General features: G+C 51.6%; 18 protein-coding genes and 1 riboswitch. Of the genes, 5 read left to right on the top strand and 13 right to left on the bottom strand.

Going from position 1 to position 22,128, the window contains the following annotated elements:
* Positions 1–18: 18 nt before the first annotated feature.
* Positions 19–1,467, bottom strand: coding sequence for an acyl-CoA reductase (locus tag VIJ98_RS20545; RefSeq protein WP_323271295.1), 1,449 nt, complete (start codon positions 1,465–1,467; stop codon positions 19–21).
* Positions 1,464–2,546, bottom strand: coding sequence for a long-chain fatty acid--CoA ligase (locus tag VIJ98_RS20540; RefSeq protein WP_323271294.1), 1,083 nt, complete (start codon positions 2,544–2,546; stop codon positions 1,464–1,466). Before VIJ98_RS20540 ends, VIJ98_RS20545 begins: the two co-directional genes overlap by 4 nt.
* 101 nt (positions 2,547–2,647) lie before the next feature.
* Positions 2,648–2,775, bottom strand: a riboswitch (TPP riboswitch).
* Positions 2,776–2,887: 112 nt separating this feature from the next.
* Here VIJ98_RS20540 and VIJ98_RS20535 point away from each other — a divergent pair.
* Both VIJ98_RS20535 and VIJ98_RS20530 read left to right on the top strand, forming a co-directional pair.
* On the top strand, positions 2,888–3,154 hold the full coding sequence (locus VIJ98_RS20535) for a DksA/TraR family C4-type zinc finger protein (RefSeq protein ID WP_008110643.1): 267 nt from the start codon (positions 2,888–2,890) through the stop codon (positions 3,152–3,154).
* A 336-nt stretch (positions 3,155–3,490) separates the two neighbouring features.
* Entirely contained in the window at positions 3,491–4,180 is a 690-nt protein-coding gene (locus tag VIJ98_RS20530) for an NYN domain-containing protein (protein ID WP_323271293.1), read from the top strand.
* Between the two features lie 18 nt (positions 4,181–4,198).
* Here VIJ98_RS20530 and ddpX read toward each other — a convergent pair whose 3' ends face one another.
* The 10 genes from ddpX to VIJ98_RS20480 form a co-directional block, all read right to left on the bottom strand.
* Positions 4,199–4,759 (bottom strand): D-alanyl-D-alanine dipeptidase, encoded by a 561-nt coding sequence (ddpX, locus tag VIJ98_RS20525; RefSeq protein ID WP_323271292.1) that lies wholly within the window; start codon positions 4,757–4,759, stop codon positions 4,199–4,201.
* A 496-nt stretch (positions 4,760–5,255) separates the two neighbouring features.
* A complete protein-coding gene (locus VIJ98_RS20520) occupies positions 5,256–7,712 on the bottom strand; it encodes a DEAD/DEAH box helicase (protein WP_323271291.1) in 2,457 nt (818 codons plus the stop codon).
* The gene (locus tag VIJ98_RS20515) at positions 7,712–8,515 is read right to left on the bottom strand and encodes a hypothetical protein (protein WP_323271290.1); all 804 of its coding nucleotides are present in this window, start codon (positions 8,513–8,515) and stop codon (positions 7,712–7,714) included. Before VIJ98_RS20515 ends, VIJ98_RS20520 begins: the two co-directional genes overlap by 1 nt.
* A gap of 570 nt (positions 8,516–9,085) precedes the next feature.
* Complete coding sequence (locus VIJ98_RS20510) at positions 9,086–10,198, bottom strand: Xaa-Pro peptidase family protein (protein ID WP_323271289.1); 1,113 nt, start codon at positions 10,196–10,198, stop codon at positions 9,086–9,088.
* The gene (locus VIJ98_RS20505) at positions 10,198–11,424 is read right to left on the bottom strand and encodes a M20/M25/M40 family metallo-hydrolase (RefSeq protein WP_323271288.1); all 1,227 of its coding nucleotides are present in this window, start codon (positions 11,422–11,424) and stop codon (positions 10,198–10,200) included. The genes VIJ98_RS20510 and VIJ98_RS20505 overlap by 1 nt, the downstream gene beginning before the upstream one ends.
* A 10-nt stretch (positions 11,425–11,434) precedes the next feature.
* Positions 11,435–13,072: an ABC transporter ATP-binding protein gene (locus VIJ98_RS20500; RefSeq protein WP_323271287.1), complete on the bottom strand. Its 1,638-nt coding sequence runs from the start codon at positions 13,070–13,072 to the stop codon at positions 11,435–11,437.
* Positions 13,072–13,899, bottom strand: a complete 828-nt coding sequence (locus VIJ98_RS20495) for an ABC transporter permease (RefSeq protein ID WP_323271286.1) — start codon at positions 13,897–13,899, stop codon at positions 13,072–13,074. Before VIJ98_RS20495 ends, VIJ98_RS20500 begins: the two co-directional genes overlap by 1 nt.
* Positions 13,892–14,839: an ABC transporter permease gene (locus tag VIJ98_RS20490; protein ID WP_323271285.1), complete on the bottom strand. Its 948-nt coding sequence runs from the start codon at positions 14,837–14,839 to the stop codon at positions 13,892–13,894. Before VIJ98_RS20490 ends, VIJ98_RS20495 begins: the two co-directional genes overlap by 8 nt.
* Positions 14,840–14,848: 9 nt before the next feature.
* The gene (locus tag VIJ98_RS20485) at positions 14,849–16,447 is read right to left on the bottom strand and encodes an ABC transporter substrate-binding protein (RefSeq protein WP_323271284.1); all 1,599 of its coding nucleotides are present in this window, start codon (positions 16,445–16,447) and stop codon (positions 14,849–14,851) included.
* A gap of 21 nt (positions 16,448–16,468) precedes the next feature.
* Positions 16,469–17,749, bottom strand: coding sequence for a M20 family metallopeptidase (locus tag VIJ98_RS20480; protein ID WP_323271283.1), 1,281 nt, complete (start codon positions 17,747–17,749; stop codon positions 16,469–16,471).
* Between the two features lie 79 nt (positions 17,750–17,828).
* Here VIJ98_RS20480 and VIJ98_RS20475 point away from each other — a divergent pair, with 79 nt between their 5' ends.
* The 3 genes from VIJ98_RS20475 to VIJ98_RS20465 all read left to right on the top strand — a co-directional run bounded on the left by VIJ98_RS20475 (position 17,829) and on the right by VIJ98_RS20465 (position 19,220).
* On the top strand, positions 17,829–18,599 hold the full coding sequence (locus tag VIJ98_RS20475) for a GntR family transcriptional regulator (protein WP_323271282.1): 771 nt from the start codon (positions 17,829–17,831) through the stop codon (positions 18,597–18,599).
* A gap of 129 nt (positions 18,600–18,728) precedes the next feature.
* Positions 18,729–18,962, top strand: a complete 234-nt coding sequence (locus VIJ98_RS20470; protein ID WP_091004292.1) for a YgdI/YgdR family lipoprotein — start codon at positions 18,729–18,731, stop codon at positions 18,960–18,962.
* Positions 18,963–18,989: 27 nt separating this feature from the next.
* Positions 18,990–19,220 carry a YgdI/YgdR family lipoprotein gene (locus tag VIJ98_RS20465; RefSeq protein WP_008110622.1) on the top strand — a complete coding sequence of 77 codons (231 nt, stop codon included), beginning with the start codon at positions 18,990–18,992 and terminating at the stop codon, positions 19,218–19,220.
* Positions 19,221–19,357: 137 nt separating this feature from the next.
* Here VIJ98_RS20465 and VIJ98_RS20460 read toward each other — a convergent pair whose 3' ends face one another.
* Positions 19,358–22,060, bottom strand: a complete 2,703-nt coding sequence (locus VIJ98_RS20460) for a cation-transporting P-type ATPase (RefSeq protein WP_258145599.1) — start codon at positions 22,058–22,060, stop codon at positions 19,358–19,360.
* Positions 22,061–22,128 lie beyond the last annotated feature (68 nt).

Below are 22,128 nucleotides of genomic sequence, written 5' to 3'. Positions count from 1 at the left end.
CCATTTATGGCGACCGCGTCACTCCGCATACGGTGCGTAACTTTCGGCTGCAGCTTCTGCGCCCTGCTCGATCTCCGTGATGGTCACCAGATCGAGCAAACTAAAACGCCCGTCGTGATGCCAGCCCGCTTCCGGCGAGGTCATGTTGCCGAACGCTGCGATGCGGGTGACGCCCACTTGTCCGAGCAAAGCAGAGATGCGGAACAACTCATTCGGCGCGGCCGCCACGCCTGCGGTTTGCAGGAAATGCCGCTGCTGCGCCACCAAATCGACCACTTCCTCCAGCACATCCACGGACACCACTTTCAAGGTGCGGCCCAGCGCAGCAGGCGATAAAGGTTCTGCATGATCAACACTCACCACCGCCCAACGGTCTGACGCCTCGCCGTAAAGCGTACGATCGCCGCCCAGCGCACGTATCTCCTCGCCATTACGCCACGCGGCAATGCTGTTCATCTCATCATTAGCCAGCGGACGGCGCGGATGTTTGTACGCCAGCGCAGCGAGTTCATGGGCGATATAGCTGGCGAACTCATCCGGCGACACCTTGCCGCCGCGCTCGACAAATAGCATTTGTGGCGAGTAGCAGCCTGCCTGATCGTAACGCATCACGTCATACGCCACGCGGCGAGCCAGTTCCGCGCCCTGCCGAGCATTCAGCGCCGAACGCGCCACCATTCCGAAACTGATTTTGTGGCCGTGCGGCAGAAAGCGCGTGGTAACCGGCAAACGCTGTTGAATGGCCGCCAGCGTTGGGTTTCCGCCATAAGCCACCAGCGTATCGGGCTGGTGCAGCCATGTTGACTCGGTTTGCGCATCGCCGCCTTTCCACCACACCACCGCGATGCACTCGCCGAGTTTTGGATCGATTTCCGCCAGCAACTGCGCGAACCAGCTTGCCATCAGCGGCTCATTACCCGGCAGTTTGCCGATGGTGCCCGCCTTGACCAGCAGACCACAGATCAAACTCCACAGCGGCAAACCCGGCACGTTGCCCGCCCAGATATGCATCAACAGTTGCGGGCCAAACGCGCGCGCGAAGCCGCCTTTAGGGCGCGGCTGGAAATCGTCGAGCATCTGCGGATCGGCGAAATCCTCCGCCAGAAAGCGCTTCAGCTGCGGCTGACGAAAGGTTTTCAGGTAGCCGGTGAGGCCAAGCCGCACCATGTCGGCGTCGTAACCGGTGACGATAGGCAGCATCTTTTCGGCTTTGATGCGCAGTGGATGATGGCGATCGAGCAGTCGCGCTACCGCTTCATCAATGATGGCGATGATCTGCGCCACGCTTAGCTGATGAAGATAAGCGCGGGCGTTGGTGCGAATGCGCGCCGCGAGCGCCGTGATCTGCTGGTCATTAAGTTGCGGAACGCTAACATCAAGGAGCTCGCCGTGATGATTGAAGCTCAGCGTGTGCCACTGCACTTCGTCAGCGGAAAGGCCCGGCAAATGTCCGGCAACTTCTTTCACAGCGGTGCCTGCGCGCTGGCGAGAAACGCTTCCATGGTCAGCGAACAGCCTTTGGCATCAGCACCGGTCGCGCGTCCCAGCAGATGGAATCCGCCGGGCACCATCACGCCCGCGTCTTCGGTTAACAAGGCAGAAACCGAGTTGAAATGTGCCAGATCATGATGCACCAGCACGCCAACCTCGCCGTCCGGCACATCATCGCCGGTAAGCGGATTGACCACGCGCGTGCGGATCCAGTGCGGCCCGGATTTCACTGGCGGGCAGCGCTCATTGCCCGCATCGTAAAACTGCGTGCTGATTTCCGTCATGCCGTACATGTTGATGCAGTGTGAGCGCGGGATGCCGAAGGCGTGAGAGAGCGAAGCGTAGAATTCCTCTGCGCCAATCTCGCGCGACTGGCCTTTAAAACCGCCGGTATCGAGAATGCGACTGCCGGCAGGCAGCGCGAAGCGGCGTTGCTGGCGCTGCATTTCATCCAGCAGAGGCACGAAGCTGTAGCTGGCACCCAGCAGCGCATAAGGTTCACCGCTGGCTTCGGCCTGCTCGAGCGCACTAAACAGGCGATCGATATCGAGGCCATGCTCGCCCACCATTACTTCGCTGTCTGGCGTGCCACACTCCTGCATCGCCAAATCGAGATAGGTCGCCAGCGACGAGTTCGGCATCGCCACGGTATCCGGGAACAAAATGCCCATGCGGATGCGTTCGCTGCCCGCCATAAAGCGACGGCGGAAGTTGAGTAGCATCGATTTCTTCCACACTTCCAGCGTCGGATGGTAGCTGCACCCTTTTACCGTGCCGGTGGTGCCACTGGTCATGAAGATCTCGGCAATCTGGTCGATGGGACGGCAGCTGAGCGTCAGATCTTTGAAGGCGTTAATCGGGATGGCGGGAATGTTGCGCCAGCTTTTCACCGTCAGCGGCGTGCGTCCGCGCTGGATGGCGAAGCGGCGATAAGGTTGGTTGTGTGCGAACTGATAAGCGAAGATTTCGAGGGCCAGCTGGTTGAAATCGTCGTCTGAGGCCTCTTCATGCTGCAGGAATATCAGCAGAGCCTGGATGATGTGTGTTTCGTTCATGTACGTCGCCACCTTTGCGATTGCGCAGAAACTCTCAAGCACCGCCTGAAGAGCGCGAACTGTCCGCTACAAAGCACAAAGAGGGAATCAGGGCGCAATATCGCCCTGCGGTTCCGCATCCCTACGCCGGTATTAGCCGGATCAGGTTCGGAGGGTCACTACGTTGCCAACGCATACACGTCAGCCGGTAGAATCTCAGCCCCTTAACAGAGCACCCCTTGGAACAAGCCGCAGTCTAGGATGGCGCGCGATGATGTGTCAACCTTGTTAAATTCTGGCTTGTCCGGCATTCATCACGCCATGTCTTATACTTTGGGCATTAGTATTTGTGGAGGTGAAGTATGGCTGGCGGTTGGTCAGAAGACGGTGCAGTGCACAAACAAATTGATGCCACGGTCGATGACGCGGTGGCCCGCGCGCGCGAGAATCTCGGCCACGGTGAAAGTGCCGAGTTTTGCGACGAGTGCGGCGAACCGATCCCGGAAGCGCGTCGCGCGGCATTAGCTGGCGTGCGTTACTGCGTGAATTGCCAGAGCAAGATCGATAAAAAACAGGCGGCGATCAGCGGTTATAACCGCCGTGGAAGTAAAGATAGTCAGTTGCGGTAGTTATTTAGATTAATAATTCAGGTTACTGGATATTTTAAAATATCATTTGCACTCGTTACTTTTTATTAGAATTACCATTAATCTGAAGCAAGACCATTCGCATATCTCCCGATTATTCAAAGTTAAATACTGCAGCACTATTACTGGAACCGAAAGTAGCGCCTAAATTTATAATATTCATGGCTTAGATTTCCCCTTGAGCAACTTGAGTTTAGCCAGTAATGCTGATAAGTTAGCCACACAACTCAACCCTGTACGCAGCGATTCAGTTCGCTGGCCGTTAGGGTGAAAAAACCGGCTTAGGCCGGTTTTTTCGTATCTTAAGGAAGGATAAGAGTGCGTACTGCAATATTTATTGATGGATACAATGTATTTTATGGACTCCTTGCAGGTACGCCTTATAAATGGCTCAACTTGTCATTGCTGCTGTCGCATATATGCCGGGTACAGGATCCGGCTGCCATAATTGAAACAGTAAATTATTATACCGCCTCGGTTATTCCCCACCTCGCCACACGCGGCATTGAATCCCGACACGCTCAGGATACTTATATTCGCGCGCTGAAAACGACCGGAATAAATATCTTCACCGGACGTCATCGACTTGAGCACACTCGGGCTCCACGTTTTATCAGTAAAAACGTGCCAGCATCACGTCTGGATAAGGTAGATATCTGGGAGCTGGAAGAAAAAGAAACCGACGTGAATATTGCCATCAGTATGTATCGCTTGTTTGCTAAACAGCAGAAGTTGCCAATAGAAGAGAGGATCGCGCAGCTGGTATTAGTATCGGCTGACACCGACATGACGCCAGCACTCAAGGCTATTCGCGAAGATTATCCCGAAGTTCGCATCGGGATAATTTTGCCGCACCGCCAAGGCAACGTACGTGGTGTTCCGGGTTCACTGCAAAATCATAGTCACTGGATACGCAGAACGATCACCAATGAAGAGCTTGATGCATGCCAGTTTCCTGTTCGGGTTGCGACGCATAAAAAACCTGCGGTGAAACCCGAATATTGGTAGGCATGACAACCACACCATTCAACGCACAACGCAGCCAAACTGCTCATCAAGTAATGAATAGCTTTTCGCATTAGGCAGCTCAAAGTGCCACCATTCGGTTGGCATGGCGACAAAACCGCCGCCAAACATAATTGCGTTCAGTAGCAGGCGATTACGTTGTGCTTCGGCGGGGACATTCGGATGATAGGGATGCGATTCCACTTCCATCGCATCAAAGGCGGTGCCCATATCCAGCGGCTGGCCTTGTGCATCAAGTAACGTCAAATCAATCGCCACACCGCGACTGTGATTCGAACCCTGCGCGGGCGGCACCACATAATCTTTATCCGGACAGGCATCCCACAAGTGCCACTGCGCTTGCTGCGGCCGATAGGCATCGAGTACCAACAAACTGAATCCCGCCAGCCGGGCAATCTCAATGCTTTTTGCCAGTGCCTCGGCGGCGGCCGGATGCAGCAGCGCTTTGGTCTCCTGGTAAATGGCATAGCCTGCGATGTTATCCGCCGTGGCATATTTCAGATCGAAACGTAAAGCGGGAAAGGTTACGGCTAAATCAATCAGTTCAACAAACTGCGTCATATCATATCCTTTAAGCACTGGAATTAATCTCCGCTCATAACTTATCTACCTTTCTGAACATAAAGAGTTGGAATTTAAATTCTGGCCCCATAAAACTCTTTTATAAATACATAACAGCTTGTATTTCAGTTCATCCAACAAGACTTTTCAAGGTTTCTTTCGCAAGCAGTTTATTTCTTCTAGACTTGAGATGGACTTCTTCTCAGCACCATAGTCTCAGCCTCAAAATCAGGTTCTTGCCACGACGATTGCTATTTTAGAAACCAGCGAATATCCTCTAACCAAACTTTCAATGGCATTACTAATTTTTATTACGCGCCATCATGTTAATAATTTTTATTATTTCCACCATAAAAGAATTGATATGTTAAGTTATATATACTTGGCTTTAGTGCTTATGCCACTTTTGCAAATAAATTTTAAAAGTAAAACAGTTCAACTCGCTTCACTTAAAATTCAAAGCATTAAACAGCGTTAATTATATTATTATAAGCAATTACCCACCTAAATTTAATTTAGCCTCCAATAAGAATATCTCACTCTCTTCATTGTCTATCATAGAACTTATTATTTCCTTGTCGATTGTAACATCACCACCTTCTGACACTTTAAGATACTTATTATAATGACTGATAATCAAATCAGATAAGCCACGACTAAACCCATCGTTAATCAATGAAATTACAGTTTTGTTCAAGGTTCCGTATTTTAATTTAAGGTAAAAGTTTTCATCAATTAGTTTGATATCATGAATGACTTCAATGAACTTAAATATCTGATAATCTAAAAAATCATCCTCTTCTTTAATCCTAACTATTGCAAGATTTATTTTTTCAGCTCGCGTTTTCTTATTAATATTGACCCAATGCTGACGATAGCCAGTGCCGAATGTTTCATCACCCCACTTACCAACAAAGACAAATTCTTTTTGTGTATTTTCAGGAATACTATCCCAATAATTGATGAAATTTCTTATAATTAACTTGAAAGGTGTGTTTTTTACTTTCCATGTCAAAAACATTGCGTAAAATTTTTGAGCATCTATATTTTTTAACCTTGATAACTCATTGTATCTTTCACCATCACTTATCTTACTTATAAATAGAGCTGAAATTAGCCCTATCAATTCCCCTTCATCTGATATTAATGTATTACTTTTTAATAAATGATCAATTTCTTTTTGAATATCATTCTCACACTCATGAATATTAATTTCAGAAATATTATTTTCATACAATAATTTACCTATTTCAGTGGCAACATAATTACCATCATAGTCTGAAATGATACCCTTTTCTAAGTTTTCCAAGTTATCTATAGAATTACGAAAATCCTCTAAATTATAATCATCGATTATAACCTCCTTTAATAAAACATTATTAACTTGATCGAACCGTTTACTATCTACCTTTGACACCTTCTTAGTAAAATCAATTAAATTTGTTTTTTTCCCACTATACTCTTCTGTACCAATAATAAAAATAGCCGGTAAAAGTTTATTAACTTTGAATGGCTTATTTTCTACAAAAACATCACCAAACCTATTTATTCTTCCTGCCAGGTTATTGAATTGTGAGTGACTAAGTGATGAGCGCCCTTTCTTATTTTCTAAAATAAATAGTCTTTCAACAGGTAAATTGACACCTTCAAGAAGAGTCGAGTTTGTTACAAGATATTTGATGTTAGAGGATCTTTTGAATACTGTTTCGATATAAATTCGCACACTATCAGTCATAGAGCCATGATGATATACAATTCCTTTTCTTAAGCACTTTATAATCAAATAATTCTCATCAATATTTTCCGATAGCTCTCGGCAAGCTTTATCAATAATATCACAGGTTGTATCACTGGCGTCGCTACAAAGTTCACGGGCGAACGCCTCAAGTTTTTTAGGACTATTAAAGTAAATGATGTTTTTATTTAACGCCTTATCCCTTATCAGATCAATATAGTTACTTAAAGGATTCTTTATATTTACCCATCTATCTAAAAACTGATCATATCTTTGGTAAGTATTAAATCGCTCTCTAAAGTCATAAAGATAAATTACTTCGCTTTTAACGTATTCATTTACTTTATAACTCGTAACTTCTTGATCAACCTTCTTTAATGCCAAATTATTAGCATCGTTAAGAAACGGCGTAAAATACTTAGTTTTAAGATTTGCATTACGGAATATTGATCTACAAATCACACTAGCTAATAGTTTACTGCGAGGTGAGTTTTCTAAAATATTATGAGCTTCATCTATTAGAAGCATGTCAAATCTGAATTTCTTATTTTTAGATAATAACTTAGATGCTCTTTCTTGCGTTAAAACAAAAATATTATTCTCAAGCCCTTTATACATTTCAGGATGAGTTATAACTTTGATTTTAGAGTCATATGATTTGAGAATATTATTTTTAGTCTGTGAGATTAAAGCTTTTGATGGTACAATAACACATCTATTACCATGTTCATCTTTCTTAATTTCTTTAATAATAGTATCTGATTTTCCATAAGAAGTTGGTGCTACCAGTGCGACATCATTACCTTCGCTTTCTTTGAGGAAAATGTTCATATCACTTTGTTGTTGAGTCAATGTAATCCCGTTCTCAACAAAAACATCCGAAAAACCATCTGATAGTGTTTTAATAAAAGCATCATCATTAGATGTTAAGAAATAATTACTCAATGATTTTGCAACAGGAATCAAACCTTGATTAATGGCTATTTCATATAGTGGAACATAATCTTTTGTCTTAATTGCATAAAGCAACGCAACTCTATAACCCAATCGTCTGATATGGATATCATTTTGGTTTATAAATATAATTGTTAATGATAATAATATTTTTATATCTTGCGATGTAAGTGCAGCCTTATGAAATAGCTTTGAGTAATATTCAATAAAGTTTGTCTTCCTTAATTGCATCAATGTTAAAGGTTGATGTTTTGGGCTACTCATTATTTGCTTTCCTCAATCAAAAATTCTACAACTTTTCTTAAAGTGCTTTTTTGTATGGAAAAACTAAATACATCAGCAAATTCTTTTTTATCAATGACGTGATTATGAAAATCCATAACAGTTTTTTCTATTGTTTTAAAACTCACATCATAAAAAAGATTTGATATGAAAAAGACATAATTATCAATACTGGATGCTTTCTTTTCGTATGTTTTCTCACCTTCTTCTGCAAGAATTTTCAGGACAACATCTTTGTAACTTCTATGATTTGAAACTGCAATGCTTGCTGCATTCATTGCATTATTCCAATGATTCATTTCATTTTCATTCAACCTTAACCTGAGATCATTATAGGCAGTATTTAAAAGACTTCTTGTAGTTTCGTTTTCATCCTTTCCTTTACGTAATTCTCCAGATTTGACTTCAGTTATCCAAACATTTCTACTCAAAGTAGAATATAATAATAAATCGAATCCTTTCTTTATGCTTTTTTCTTCAAGATTAAAAAAAGGTGATGCTGTTTCAAAGTCATCAAATAGTTCATTTATAATGACATGTGAAAGAAACTCACCGATCATTCCCTTTTGGGTTTTTGGAGGTTTTTTTTCATACCTTTCTAAAAAGGCTCTAACCGTGGGCTTATAACGATACATTCCATATACACTAGTTGAATGGATTTCCCCATGACAAATTCTTGATAAATGCTTCCTAATCGCTAGCTTAAGTTCGCCCGAAAAGTTTGATATATGGCATAAACCATAGCCATCCTTAAGCAAAATTTGTACGCCATCTAACGTTTTCAAGGATTATGACTCTAGAAGTGACCGATATTTGAAGCATAATATCATATAATCTAATGTATCAAAATGTTAACGGCATGAATAATGGCAATTAATGAAGATATTTCATCTAAGAATCGTCAGCTTACAGATTGGGAAGATTACTTTAACTCAAATCATTTATTCAAAAAACATTTAAAAAACCCCGCGATAATAACTTTAAGGCATATATAATTATCAAACCTGATGAAGTTTATAAGCATTCCACTCAAATCACTTACAACTTTTAAATCTTACCTCAAGTTTAAATAAATATTTGAAATTAAATTCATTTTCTTAATGCCGTTAAGATTTAAAATCTCCTGATGGTTATTTAGCCAGATTAAACATTGATTATTATTACATTAACAAACAACTGTGGGTCATTATGTTCAACAATTTGCACAACTATTACAAACATTGCGCCACTTATATCTATGCACGTAAATAATCGATTTTCAATTAAGCAATTATAATCTCTGATTTTATTTTTATGTGACCATTAATTCTTACGTTAGTTTATTATCCGCTAATCATAATAATGGTTATATAAAACTACTGGTCCGGCAATGATAATAACTGACGCGTTAAATTTGTCAGCCGTTCTGCGCCAGCGGGCGTAACGCGCACCGTTTCGCTGAACGCCAAACCTTGCGCGGAAATATACATGTGGAACACCATATTCTCTTCCAGCAGCCACTGCGCGTTAGCGTGGAAACAGCAGGAAAAATCACTCGGTCGTGGCGTGCGCGTATAAAGCCCCAACGCATAACCGGTGATATTGGGATAATCCGCGCGCAATCCTCTACTCAGCACCGCATCACGCACGATGGCATCCACGTCGTGCGCCGCCATGCCCGGTTTCATGGCCGCAAATTGCTGATCCTGAATCGCGATCAGCTGTGCTGCCAGTTCAGCACGCTGCGCCGAAATCTCCCCGACGATATAAGGCCGCATCAGGCGCGCGCTGTAATGTTTCACTTTTGGGATCAGCTCGACGTGCAGCACATCGCCTTTTTCCAGCCGTTGCTCGTGGCCGCTGGCATGCAGAAAACCATTATCACCGCTGGCGATCACTATCGGTCCGGTTTCGCCGGTATCCGCGCCCAGCCGCAAAAACTCTCCGGCCGCCAGCGCGGCGACATCGCGCACGCGCCAGCCGCCTTCCACTTCCGCGCCAATCGCCATCAAAGTGGCATCCGCGATGGCAGCAGCCTGACGCAACGCGGCGATTTCCGCCGGGAATTTAACGCTGCGCAGCCGGTCGCTCAGCCCGGTTAAATCACACCACCTCACGTCTGGCAGATAGCGCGAAAGCTGCTGCCAGCTGTGTACCGTCATGCCGTAAGAGTAAAAATCTGCGCCGATGCGCGCCTGTTGATATCCGCGACCTATCAGACTTTGCGCCACCGCGTGCCAGGCATCCTGATCATCGCGATAGCTTTCTACTTCCAGCGTCGGCGATTGCGTTCGGCATGGCGCTTCATCCAGTTGGCGCAGCACCATCCAGGGTTCGCCGTTGAGCGGCACCAGGCAGGCGCGATACATGGTTTCGGAGACGGTAAAGCCGGTGAGCCACGCCAGCAGCTCACCGTGATCCACCAGCATGATATCAACTGCGTTCTGCTGCATGGCGGCACGCAGACGCATCAGCGCTTCGGCGTGCATTACGCGGCCTCAACCGGCTGGCAAATCTCCAGAATGGCGAGCAGATAGATGCGCACCATATCGAGGAATTCACTGATTTCAACCCGTTCATCCGGCATGGTGTTGTATTTGCCGCCCGGCCCACAGACGATCCCTTCCATGCCCGCATGCTGATAGAGATGCGCCGCGTCGGTGCCAAAGAATGCCGGAGGCGTGATCACGCCTGTCGGTTGCTCGGTGCCGCGCACGGTTTTCCAGCCGCGATTCACCGCTTTGACGATGGCCGATTCAGGTGACACTTCAAAAGGCAACATCGTCGGTTTATCGCGGATGCCATCATCATAAAGTTCAGCTTTCAGGCCCGGATAACGTTGGCATAAGGTATTCAGCAATGCCTGCAGATCGGCGAGTACGCCTTCCACCGTTTGCCCCGGCGCGAAGCGTGCCGAGCCTTTTAAGCGCACAAAGTCAGCCACCTGCGGCGGTCGCCACTCTTCCAGATCGCGGCCCAACGCGCCATGCACGGTGCCGATATGTCCACGGTTAATCTTGCGATGTTCAGCGGTTTTAGCACCGCTAAAGGTCATACAGTTAATCTGCGGAATCAGCTCGACAGCGGCGCTGATCGCATCGACCGCTTCTTCACGTTTCGATAAATGGCGCGTATCGCCGGTGAGCTCAATGGTAAACATCAAGGAACCGGCGTGCATGGTCAGCGCTTGCAGATCGGTGGGTTCGGCGTTGATGAAGTAGTCGGCGCGCACGCCTTGCTCAATTGCCGCCAGCGTGCCAATGCCGCCCTGCAACTCGCCCACCACGTAGGTCAGAATCACATCGCCTTTCAGCTTTACACCGGCATCAATCAGCGTTTTCAAGGCGCAAAAGTAGGCCGCATCACCTGCTTTCATGTTCGACACGCCGATGCCGTAGATGAACTGATCGTCAATTTTTCCTGCCCAGGGATCGACGGTCCAGCCTTCGGTGACCGGATTGGTATCCAGATGTCCGTTGAACAGCAGGCTTTTGCCGCCGCCGCTGCCCGCCAATCGTCCAATGGCGTTCAGTCGATCGCCAGGCACGTTCTGCAGTTCGGTTTCCAGGCCCAGTTGCGCCATCTGCGCGGCCATGTATTTCGCCAGTTCACGCTCGCCATCAGTGGCGCTGTAGCTTTTGTGCTGCACCATTTTTGCCAGGAAAGAGAGGCAAAATTCGCGATCGATATGATGAATTAACTGTTCAGGATTCATGTTTTTCTCGTCATGCAACGGACTTGGATAAGTCGGGAATATGCACCGCATCAAGCAGTGCACGGGTATAAGGATGCTGCGCCAGCGCCGACATGTTGTCGCCGGACAGCAATTCCACCACGTCACCGCGATACATCACCGCAACGCGATGGGCGATTTGGCGAATCAGGTTGAGATCGTGGGTAATGAACAGATAGGCGGTGCCGTAGCGGCGGCGCAGTTCCAGCAGCAGCTCGATAATGGTGGCCTGCACCGAGACGTCGAGCGCGGCGGTGATCTCGTCACAAATCACCAAATCCGGTGGATTGGCAAAGGCGCGGGCGATGGCGACGCGCTGCTTTTGGCCACCTGACAGCGCATGCGGATAACGCTGCGCAAACTCCGGCGGCAAACGCACTTCCTGCAACAGTCGCGCCACCGCCTGCGCTTCGGTTTCACCCGGCGGCAAACCGTACAAGCGCAGCGGCCGCGCGATGATTTCGCCGATGGTCATACGCGGATTCAGCGAAGCATCGGGATGCTGGAAAATCATCTGCACATGGCGGCGATACTCCTTATCCATCTGCGTCCGGCCATGTAGCGTGTAGCCACAAAAATCGAGCTCGCCGCTGAACGGCACCAGTCCAGTGATAGCTTTACCCAGCGAGGATTTACCGGAACCCGATTCGCCGACCACGCCGAGAATTTCTCCCTGATGCACAGTGAGCGAAACCGCATTGGCGGCGCGCGTGGTATTGGCTTCGCGCTTCAACAGGCGGTCGAGCAAACCTTGTTTGCCATAGTCGATGGTGAGCTGCTTCAGGCCGAGTAACGGTTGATTGCCTGGCGCGTCCTGCACCAACCGATGCTGCGGATTGGGCACCGCCTCAATCAGCTTGCGCGTGTAGGCGTTTTGCGGCGCGTTAAACAGGCTGCGCGTGTCGGCCTGTTCGACAATGCGCCCTTGTTCCAGCACACAGACGCGGTTAGCGACTTTGGCGACTAATGCCAGATCGTGCGAGATATACAGCGACGCGACGCCGGTCTCTTCGCGCAACCGCTCGTAAAGGTCGAGGATTTGCGCTGAGCTGATCACATCCAGCGCGGTGGTTGGCTCATCAAAAATCATGCAGTCCGGCTGGCAGGCAAACGCGGTGGCGATCAGGATGCGCTGCTTCTCACCGCCCGAAACCTGATGCGGATAGCGGCGCATCATGCGCGCCGGATTTTTGAGTTCAACGTCATGTAGCAGCGATTCGCCCAGCTCCTGCGCTTCGCGCGCGGACAAGCCGCGATGGCGGCGCAACACTTCAGTGACCTGCTCGCCTAAGGTTAGCGTGGGATTGAGCGAGGCGCTGGGATCCTGAAAAATCATGCCCAGTTTGGCCCCGCGCAGTGCCGTCAGTTTGGCCGCTGGCACGGTTAGCAGGCTGTCGCCGTTCAGGCGGATATCGCCTTGCAGCTCACGCGCGTTACCCGCCAGCCAGCGCATAATCGCCCAGCCGAGCGTGGTTTTACCGGAACCCGATTCGCCCACCAGCCCGAGTACTTCGCCGGGCATCACTTGCAGGTTGATGTCACGCAATACCGGCAGCGCATGTCCTTTGGCTAACGCGTAATCGAGGCTGTAATTTTCCACCGACAGCACCGGTGCAAGCTTGTCACTCATCAGTGGCTCCTTGGGTTGAGCACATCACGCAGCCCGTCACCCAGTAAATTAAAACCAATGGCGACCAGCGCGATGGCGAGGCCCGGAATCATCATCATCCACGGCGCATTGAAGAAGTAGGCGCGCGCTTCTGAGACCATCAATCCCCATTCCGGCTCTGGCGGCTGTGCGCCTAAGCCCAGGAAACTCAGGGTGGCAAACAGCATGATGGCGAAGGCAACGCGAATGGTGGCTTCCACGATGATCGGCGCCAGAATATTCGGCAGCATTTCACGCAGGATGATGTAGTGCCCGGCTTCGCCGCGCGCTATGGCGGCGTTGATGTAATCCTGCTGGCGGGCGGCCAACGCCACGCTGCGCGAGATGCGCACCATGCCCGGCACAAAGGCGATAGTGATCGCCAGCACCGCGTTCATGCTGCTCTGCCCGAGCGTGCTGACAATCAGCAACGCAAACAGCAGGCTGGGAATCGCCATCACCGCATCCATGGTGCGCATCATGAACTCATCAAATTTGCCGCCCAGATAGGCGCTGGCGGTGCCGAGCACCGAACCGATCACCATCGCCAGCGCGGTAGCCAACAGCGACAGTACAATGGTTGAGCGCGCGCCCACCATCACGCGGCTGAAGATGTCGCGGCCCATCTGATCGGTACCAAACCAGTGTTCCGCGCTGGGCGGCTTGTAGCGCTTCAGGATGGAGATCGATTCAGGATCAAAAGGCGCAACGTGTGCGCCGCCCACCACCATCAGCAGCGCAAGCAAGATAATCAGCACGCCAGCGGCGCCCTGCGGTGAACGCAGCAAACGTTTCAAAATATCAGGCATAGAAGATCCGCTTATCGAGAGTGACGTAGGCCAAATCAGCCAGGAAGTTCACCACTGAATAGGTCGCTGCGAGGATCATCACGCCAGCCTGAATGGTGGGCAGATCGCGCGCCTGCACGGCGACAATCAGTTCGCGGCCAATGCCGGGAATGGCGAAGATCTCCTCCACCACCACAATGCCGCCCAGCAGATAACCGACATCCAGCGCCACGATGGTGATGGTCGGCAACAAGCCATTACGCAGCGCATGTCGCCAGAGAATGCGGCGACGCGATAAACCTTTCAGCCACGCGGCGCGGATGTAATCGGTATGCAGCACATCGACCATTTCTGAGCGCACCATGCGCGAGACGTGCGCCACCAGAATCAGCGCCACGGTCACCGACGGCAAAATCAGGTGCTGAATGCCGCTGACAAAGTTTTCACTGAGCGGCACATAACCGGTGGCGGGCAAAATCTGCCAGACATCGGCAAACAGCAGCAGCACCAGCGTGGCGGTGACGAATTCCGGGAATGAGATGCCGATGTAGGAGATAACGCTCACCAGCACGTCGGCGGTTTTGCCGCGACGTACCGCCGCCCAGATGCCGAGGGGAATGGCGATAATCAACATCAGGATTAGCGCGCACACCGCCAGCAGCAGCGATCGCGACAACGCCGTCAGCAGTGTCGGCGCTACTTCGAGGCCATTGCGCATCGATACGCCAAAGTTGCCTTGCAGCGCCTGCGTCAGCCAGTGCCAGTATTGCAACCACGCCGGGGCATCCAGCCCCAAACGTTCACGCACCGCCGCCAACGCTTCCGGCGTGGCGTTTTGTCCCAGCAAGGTGACAGCCGCATCGGCCGGTAACAGTTGAGTGATGCCAAAGACCAGCAGCGACACCACTAACAAGGTGTAAACCATCAGCAGAAGGCGTTTAAGCAGATAACTTGCTGTCACGTTCGCTCCTTACACTGCGCGCTTCGGCGCTTTGTCGGTCAACCAGATATGGTCAAGGCGGAACACCGCACCGCGCGGATGCAGGTGATATCCGCCGACATAGTCGCGGCTGGCGGCGAGCAGATCGAAGAAGGTCGGGATCACCGACGGCACTTCGTCGTGCATCAGCTGCTGCGCTTTGCCATACAGCGTGGCGCGCTGGGCTTCATCGCGGGTTTCACGCGCTGCGCCGACCGCTTTATCGAACTCCGCGTTGTTCCAGCGCGTTTCATTCCAGGATGCGGTTGAGGTGTAGAGCAGAGAGAACACCGCATCCGGCGTCGGCTGCATGTTGTAGAAGCCGACGTAGAAATTGCCTTTCTTCCATACCTGATCGAGATAGGTGCTGTGCGCCATGGTTTGCACGTTGATGCGGAAACCGCCCGGTTTCGCCATTTCGCGCAGCGCGATGCCCAACTGTGTGCGGGTAGCTGGTTTGTCGGAGGCGATAAGCGTCAAATCCAGACCGTTGGGATAACCGGCATCCGCCAGCAGCGCCTTGGCTTTGCTGTAATCCACCGCTTTTTTCGCCAGGTTGGCGAAGAACGGATACGCGCCGTTAATCGGCGTGTCGTTGCCCGGTGAACCCAGGCCATCCGCCACGAAATCCACTGAAGCCTGACGATCAACGCACAGTGCCAGCGCCTGACGTACCCGCACATCGTTGAACGGTTTTTGATCGCAGCCCATGTTCACATTGAGGAACTGGCCGGATGCCACGCGCAGCGGCAGCACGCCGGAAGATTTGGACAGGCGCGCGAACTCGCTCGACTGCGCGCTCAGCATCAAATCGGTGTCACCGGAAATCAGCGCTGAACTCTCCGCGATGCCATCGGGATAAACCACCACTTCCACGCCATCCAGATAAGGACGCGCCGGATCGTAGTAATGCGGGTTGCGCTTCACCACAATTTTGCGTTCCGGATCGTAGGACACCAGCTGGAAAGGACCTGCGCCGAACGAGGCTTTGCTCAGCTTTTCAAACTGGCCTTGCGCGATGCTGGCCGGGATGATTTTCGCATCCGGATAAGCCAGCATCACCGGCAAATCGGCGTAAGGCGCATCGGTTTCAATCAATACCGTATTGGTATCAGGCGCGCTGACGGCTTTAATCGGCCCAATGTTATGCAACGCCGGTGAAGCATTTTTCGGATCGAGCAGCGCCTGCAGGCTGGCGACCACATCCGCTGAGGTTAAGGCGGAACCGTCGCTGAACTTCAGGTTCGGGCGCAGGGTAAACGTCCACTGCTTGAGATCGGCGCTGGCCTGCCAGGATTGCGCTAAATCGGCTTCGGCTTTCATCTCCTGCGTCAGACGCGTTAAGCCGCTGTACAGCAGTTCCGCCACCAGATATTCCGGGTTGACGCGAACCTGATGCGGATTGAGCACGCTGACGGCTTGGTCAACGCTGATGCGCAACACGCCGCCTTTACGCGCGGTGCCGCCCGGCGTAGCGCTCGCCACCTGCGCGGCATGGGCCGAGAACGACCAGGGCAGCATCGCTGCGCCCGTCAGAGCGGTAGAACTGGCGATAAACTGTCTGCGGTTTAACCCTTTCATTGCGCACATCTTCTCTTCCTCGTTAATTAGTTAACTACCCTGGGTTGGCTGAAAATCATCGGCGAGATACGCCAGAATGGACTGCGAAAGTGCGATCAAATCTGCCAGCGTGGTGTACTCATCCGCGGCATGAATGCGGTTGTCGGAACGGGCCAGCCCGCCGAGTAAAATCTCCTGAATCCCGGCTTGCTGGACCCAGCCCATATCGGAACTGGTGGACGATCCCCAGGGTTTGAACTCGCTGGGTTGGAAACCAAATCCCTGACTCAGCGCCGCCTGCCAGCGCGGCCAATGTGGGCCGTCAGGATTTGCGACCGGCGCCAGATGACCAATCATTTGCAGCGTGACATCGAGTGCGCGGCTGTCGCGCATCGCACTTTCCACACAGTGCGTCAGCTCTTGCCACACCGCGTCAAAGCGCTCTTCCGGCGCATAACGGCGATTAATCAACAGCTCAAAACGTTCCGGAATAGTCGAGCCTTTGCTACCGCCCTGCGCGGCGGCCAGCGTTAACAGTGATGTCAGCGGTTTGCCCTGATAATGCGGCGGGGAAGGCATCGCCGAGGTGCGTTGTTCCACCTCGAGCTTCAGCTGGTAAAGCGCGTTCATCAGCGGCAGCGCCGCTTCGATAGCATTGATGCCGTTAACCGGATCGCCGGAGTGCGCCGAACGTCCGGTGATAATCACTTTGAGATCGATGCTGCCAAAGCAGCCAGCCCAGATGCGCGGCACCGCGCCGCCGTTGAAGCTGAGCAGGTGACCGGAGAAAAGCTGTTGCTCTGCCAGATAACGAATACCCGGATACAAGCCGCCCTCTTCATCAGTGCACAGCAGAAATACCGGATTAAAACGCAGCGGGATAGCCGCCGCCTGCGCCGCGCGTACCGCTGCCATCGCCGCAACAATGGTGCCTTTCATGTCTGCCGCGCCGCGCCCAAACAGCTTGCCTTCCGCGGCGGTCAGCGTCAGCGCCGGAAAGCGCCAGCCATCGCCGGCGGGCACGGTATCGGTGTGGAAATAGAGATTGCAGTTTTCAGCCGCACCGGCATCGAGGGATGCCAGCAGATTGACGCGTTCACCGTACGCGCTGCCGTCCGGTGCCTGCCATAAATGTTCCGGCACCGAGACGCGCGCAAAGCGAAAATCCAGCGGCTGCAACAGATGCGTCATCACGTCAGCAAATGCGCCATAACCGTTGCCCGGCGGGAAGCAGGTATCGACCTCGAGCATCTGTTTGAGGTCATCCGTCATTTGCGCGCCGTCGTTAGCAATCATCGCTAATGCACTGTTAAAGCGTGAATTTTGCATCATAGGATTATCGTCTGTTGTATTTCTATATAGTTTATAGATAATGCAATTCAACCACTGCGGTCAATCGGTAATCGGAAACATGCAAAAAAACTATGACGCGAACGATGCTCAACCTTTCGCCAGACTCAGCGAAGGTGAAGGTGCGCCGCTGTATGAAGTGGTCAAGCGCCATATCAGCGAATCGATCCTGCAAGGTGAACTGCCCGCAGGCACGATTTTGCCGAGTGAAAATAGCCTGGCAGCGAAGTTTGGTGTGTCAGTTGGCACGGTGCGAAAAGCGCTGGCGGCGCTGACCACGGAAGGCATGCTGATGCGCCGTCGCAAAACCGGCACCGTGGTGACCGGCTGGGCGCCGCTGCACAACCTCAGCCATTTCTTCCAGTATTTCCGGCTGCACGATAAAACCGGCGGATTGCTGCAATCCGATACCCGATTACTCGATTATCAGCTCAGTCATGCCAGCGCCGATGAGGCTGAGAAATTGCAAATTGCTCAGGGTGATGAGGTGATCCGGCTGAAGCGTTTGCGGCGCGTGAAGGGAATCGCTGCGATGCACGAGACGCTGGTGTTGCCGTCGGCACGTTTAGTCGATTTTCCTCCCGCCGATCAGTTACCGCCGCTGCTCTATCGCTATCTGTTTGAACGCTACGATCTGCGCGTTGCTGCGGTGCGCGAGCAAATCACCGCTACGCTGGCGAATGAAGAGGATGCGGCGCTGCTGGAGCTGAGTTTGCCGCACGCCGTAATGGTGATTGATGAAGTGTCGTTTGATCAGAGCGCCCTTCCGGTGATTCTGGCGCACCACCGCTTTAGCACCGAACACTTTATGTACGTGAATGAGATTCGCTGATCGCGCGGCATGAACCGCCGTTTGAGTCAGGTTAAACAGCGCAGAAGCATCGGGTTTCTGGAAGTTTCGGGAAAATGTTCTACGCTTTAAAGGTAGTTAAACGTATTCCACTGAAAGGAACTCATCATGATGAATAAAACAGTACTGGCAACGGCATTTCTTGGCACTTTCATGGCAATGACATTGACCGCTTGCTCTTCTAATCAGGCGATTAAGACCAACGACGGACGCACTATCGTGACGTCTGGTAAGCCGCAAATCGACAGCGACACAGGCCTTGTTTCTTACAAGGATGCGCAAACCGGTAAAACTGAGCAGATCAATCGCGACAAAATTACCAACATGAGCGAACTGGATAATTAATATCCTTTTACTAGCCTGGAGAGACTAATGAAAAAATCAATTTTGCTTTCTATTACTGCGCTTATTGCCCTGTCCGCTCTGACCGGCTGTACACGGACCTCGTACGCCATCCACACCAATGATGGACGCACCATCGTGACCGATGGCAAACCACAGGATGCCGAAACCGGCCTATTGGGTTACGTCGATGCCAATGGTGTTAAGCAGCAAATCAATAAAAGTGACGTGAAAGAGATCTCTGAAGTTCCGAAGAAATAACACTGTATTTCCGGGGCTCTGTGACCGGATGCCGGTCACTAAATTAGGTGCGCATGAATGCGTACCCTACAAAATCCCGCAAAATACTCGTAGGGTCGCCATTTATGGCGACCGCTTACGCTTAACTTACGCCCTGCTTAAACTCGTGCTACCCGCCATCCTCGCGTTAAATGCTTTTCTATCTCCACCAGCACAAAGATCCCAACACTCACCGCCAGCGAAATCAGCCAGTATTTAAACGGCAGCGGCGCGGTGCCAAACAGCGTGTTCATTAGCGGAACATAGATAATCATCGCCTGCAGCGCAATAAGCACCACGGTGACCAGCCAGATTCCACGGTTTTTCAGCAAGCCGGCATCCAGCGAGAATCCGTTGCTGTTACGGCAGTTCAGCATGTAAACCCACTGCGCGGTGACCAGCATCTGCAGCAGCACGGTGCGGATGAACTCCGGCGTGTAGCCGCGCGGCTGAAGCCAGGCTTCCAGCACAAAGGCGCTAATCGAAATCAGCAGGCCAACGAAAATCACGCGCCAGATGGCGTAACCATCCATCACCGGGCTGCGCGCATTGCGTGGCGGTCGGCGCATGATATTGCGCTCTGCCGGTTCGAATGCCAGACCAAACGACAGCGTCGCCGAAGTCGCCATGTTCATCCACAGAATCTGCACCGGCGTTAGCGGCAGCAGGTTGCCCATCAAAATCGCAATGATGATCAGCAATCCCTGTGCGAGGTTGGTCGGCATGATAAACAGGATGGTTTTCTTCAGGTTATCGTAGACGCGTCGGCCCTCTTTCACCGCTGCCGCGATGGTGGCGAAGTTGTCATCGGCGAGGATCATATCCGCCGCCTCTTTGGTCACTTCAGTGCCTTTGATGCCCATCGCGATACCGACGTTGGCCTGCTTCAGCGCAGGCGCATCATTGACACCATCACCGGTCATGCCGACGATTTCACCGCTGCTCTCCAGCGCTTTCACCAGACGCAGCTTATGCTCGGGGCTGGTACGGGCAAAGATGTCATACTCACGCGCCGCCACGCCCAACTCCGCATCATCCATGTGCTCCAGCTGATAGCCGGTAATTGCAGAATCGCTGTTACCGATGCCCAACATCTGGCCAATCGCCATCGCGGTTTCCGGGTGATCGCCGGTGATCATCTTCACGCGAATCCCTGCCTGCTGGCAGTCGCGAATCGCGGTGATGGCTTCCGGGCGTGGCGGATCCATCATGCACGCCAGGCCCAGCATCTTCATGCCGTTGCGTAAATCATCGTGATCGATATGGTGCTGCGCTTCCGGCAGCCAGCGCCACGCGGCGGCAACAGTGCGCAACCCTTCGCTGGCGTACGTGGTGATCGCCGCTTCCCAATAGCCGCGATCAATCACTTCCGCTTCGGTTGCGCCCTGCTGCTGCTGACACAGCGACAGCAACACATCGGGCGCGCCGGTCATCAGCAGGCACGGTTTGCCATCAATCAGGCAGCTCACCGCCATATATTTGTAGGCCGAATCAAACGGCAACTTGCTCAGAATCTGCACCTTGTCACTCTGAATGCCCGCCTTGGCGGCCAGCACTTTCAACGCGCCTTCGGTTGGACCACCGACAATGCCCCAGTTGCCGTTGGCATCCTGACGCAGCTGGCTTTCGTTACAGATATCCACTACCTGCAAGAAGCCCTGCATCAGCGCATCGCTCTGCTGGCCGGCTTCAAGGGTAAACTCGCCTTTAGGTTCGTAACTGTTGCCGCTGATGCGCCACTGGCTGTTCGCCAGCACCACCGCTTTCACCGTCATCTCGTTCATGGTCAGCGTGCCGGTTTTATCAGAGCAGATCACCGTCATGGCACCAAGCGTTTCAACCGTTGGCAGCTTACGAATGATGGCGTGATTTCGCGCCATCGACTGCACGCCGAGCGACAGAATGATCGAGATAATCGCCGGTAAACCTTCCGGCACCGCCGCCACCGCCAGGCTGATCACCGACAGCAGCAGCTCCGTCACCGCGATGTCGCGCAGCAGATAACCAAACACGAACAGCGCAATCATCATCAGCATGATGATGCCGAAAATGGCTTTGCCGAGTTTGTCGATCTGTACCAGCAGCGGGGTTTTCGCCTCTTCAATCGAGGAGATCATTGCATTGATGTGGCCCAGCTCGGTGTCACCGCCGGTAGCGATCACCACGCCCAGCGCGGTACCCGAACTGACGGTGGTGCCGGAATAGGCCAGATTCAGGCGATCGCCGAGCGCTTTTTCGCCCTCAAGCGCCACGGTGTTTTTTGATACTACCGTTGATTCGCCAGTCAGAATCGCCTCTTCGACGCGCAGGTTGTGCACCTCGAACAGACGCAAATCCGCCGGGATCTTATCGCCTGGGCGCAGCATCACCACATCGCCCACCACCAGATCCTGCGTAGCGACGGTGATTTGCTGGCCGTCGCGCAGCACCATGGCATCGCTCGACATCATGTTCTGGATGCTTTTTAGCGACTTTTCGGCGTTGCTCTCCTGAATGAAGCCGATCATCGCGTTGATCACCGCCACGCCGAGAATCACAAAGGTATCCACCCAGTGGCCCATTACCGCCGTGATCACCGCCGCAGCCAGCAGGATATAGATCAACACATCTTTGAAATGCGCCAGAAAACGCATCAGCAGTGACTTTTCCGCTTTCTGCGGCAGCACGTTCGGCCCGTTGGCGTCGAGCCGTTGCTGGGCATCGGTGGTGCTCAATCCCGCTGGTGAGCTGTTTATTGCGTTAAATACCGCGGCGTTATCCTGCTGATAATAGGGCCGCGCGGATGCCTCCGGACGTTTTGGCTGAATAGGAATAACAGTCATAATTAACCCCGTGCTATTGAATTGAAAATAAAAAAGCGTGCGAAAATAAAAAACACATTTTAATTATA

This window comes from Pantoea sp. S18, assembly GCF_045689705.1.
Classification (GTDB): Bacteria; Pseudomonadota; Gammaproteobacteria; order Enterobacterales; family Enterobacteriaceae; genus Pantoea; species Pantoea symbiotica.
This window is presented reverse-complemented; position numbering and strand designations above follow the sequence as displayed.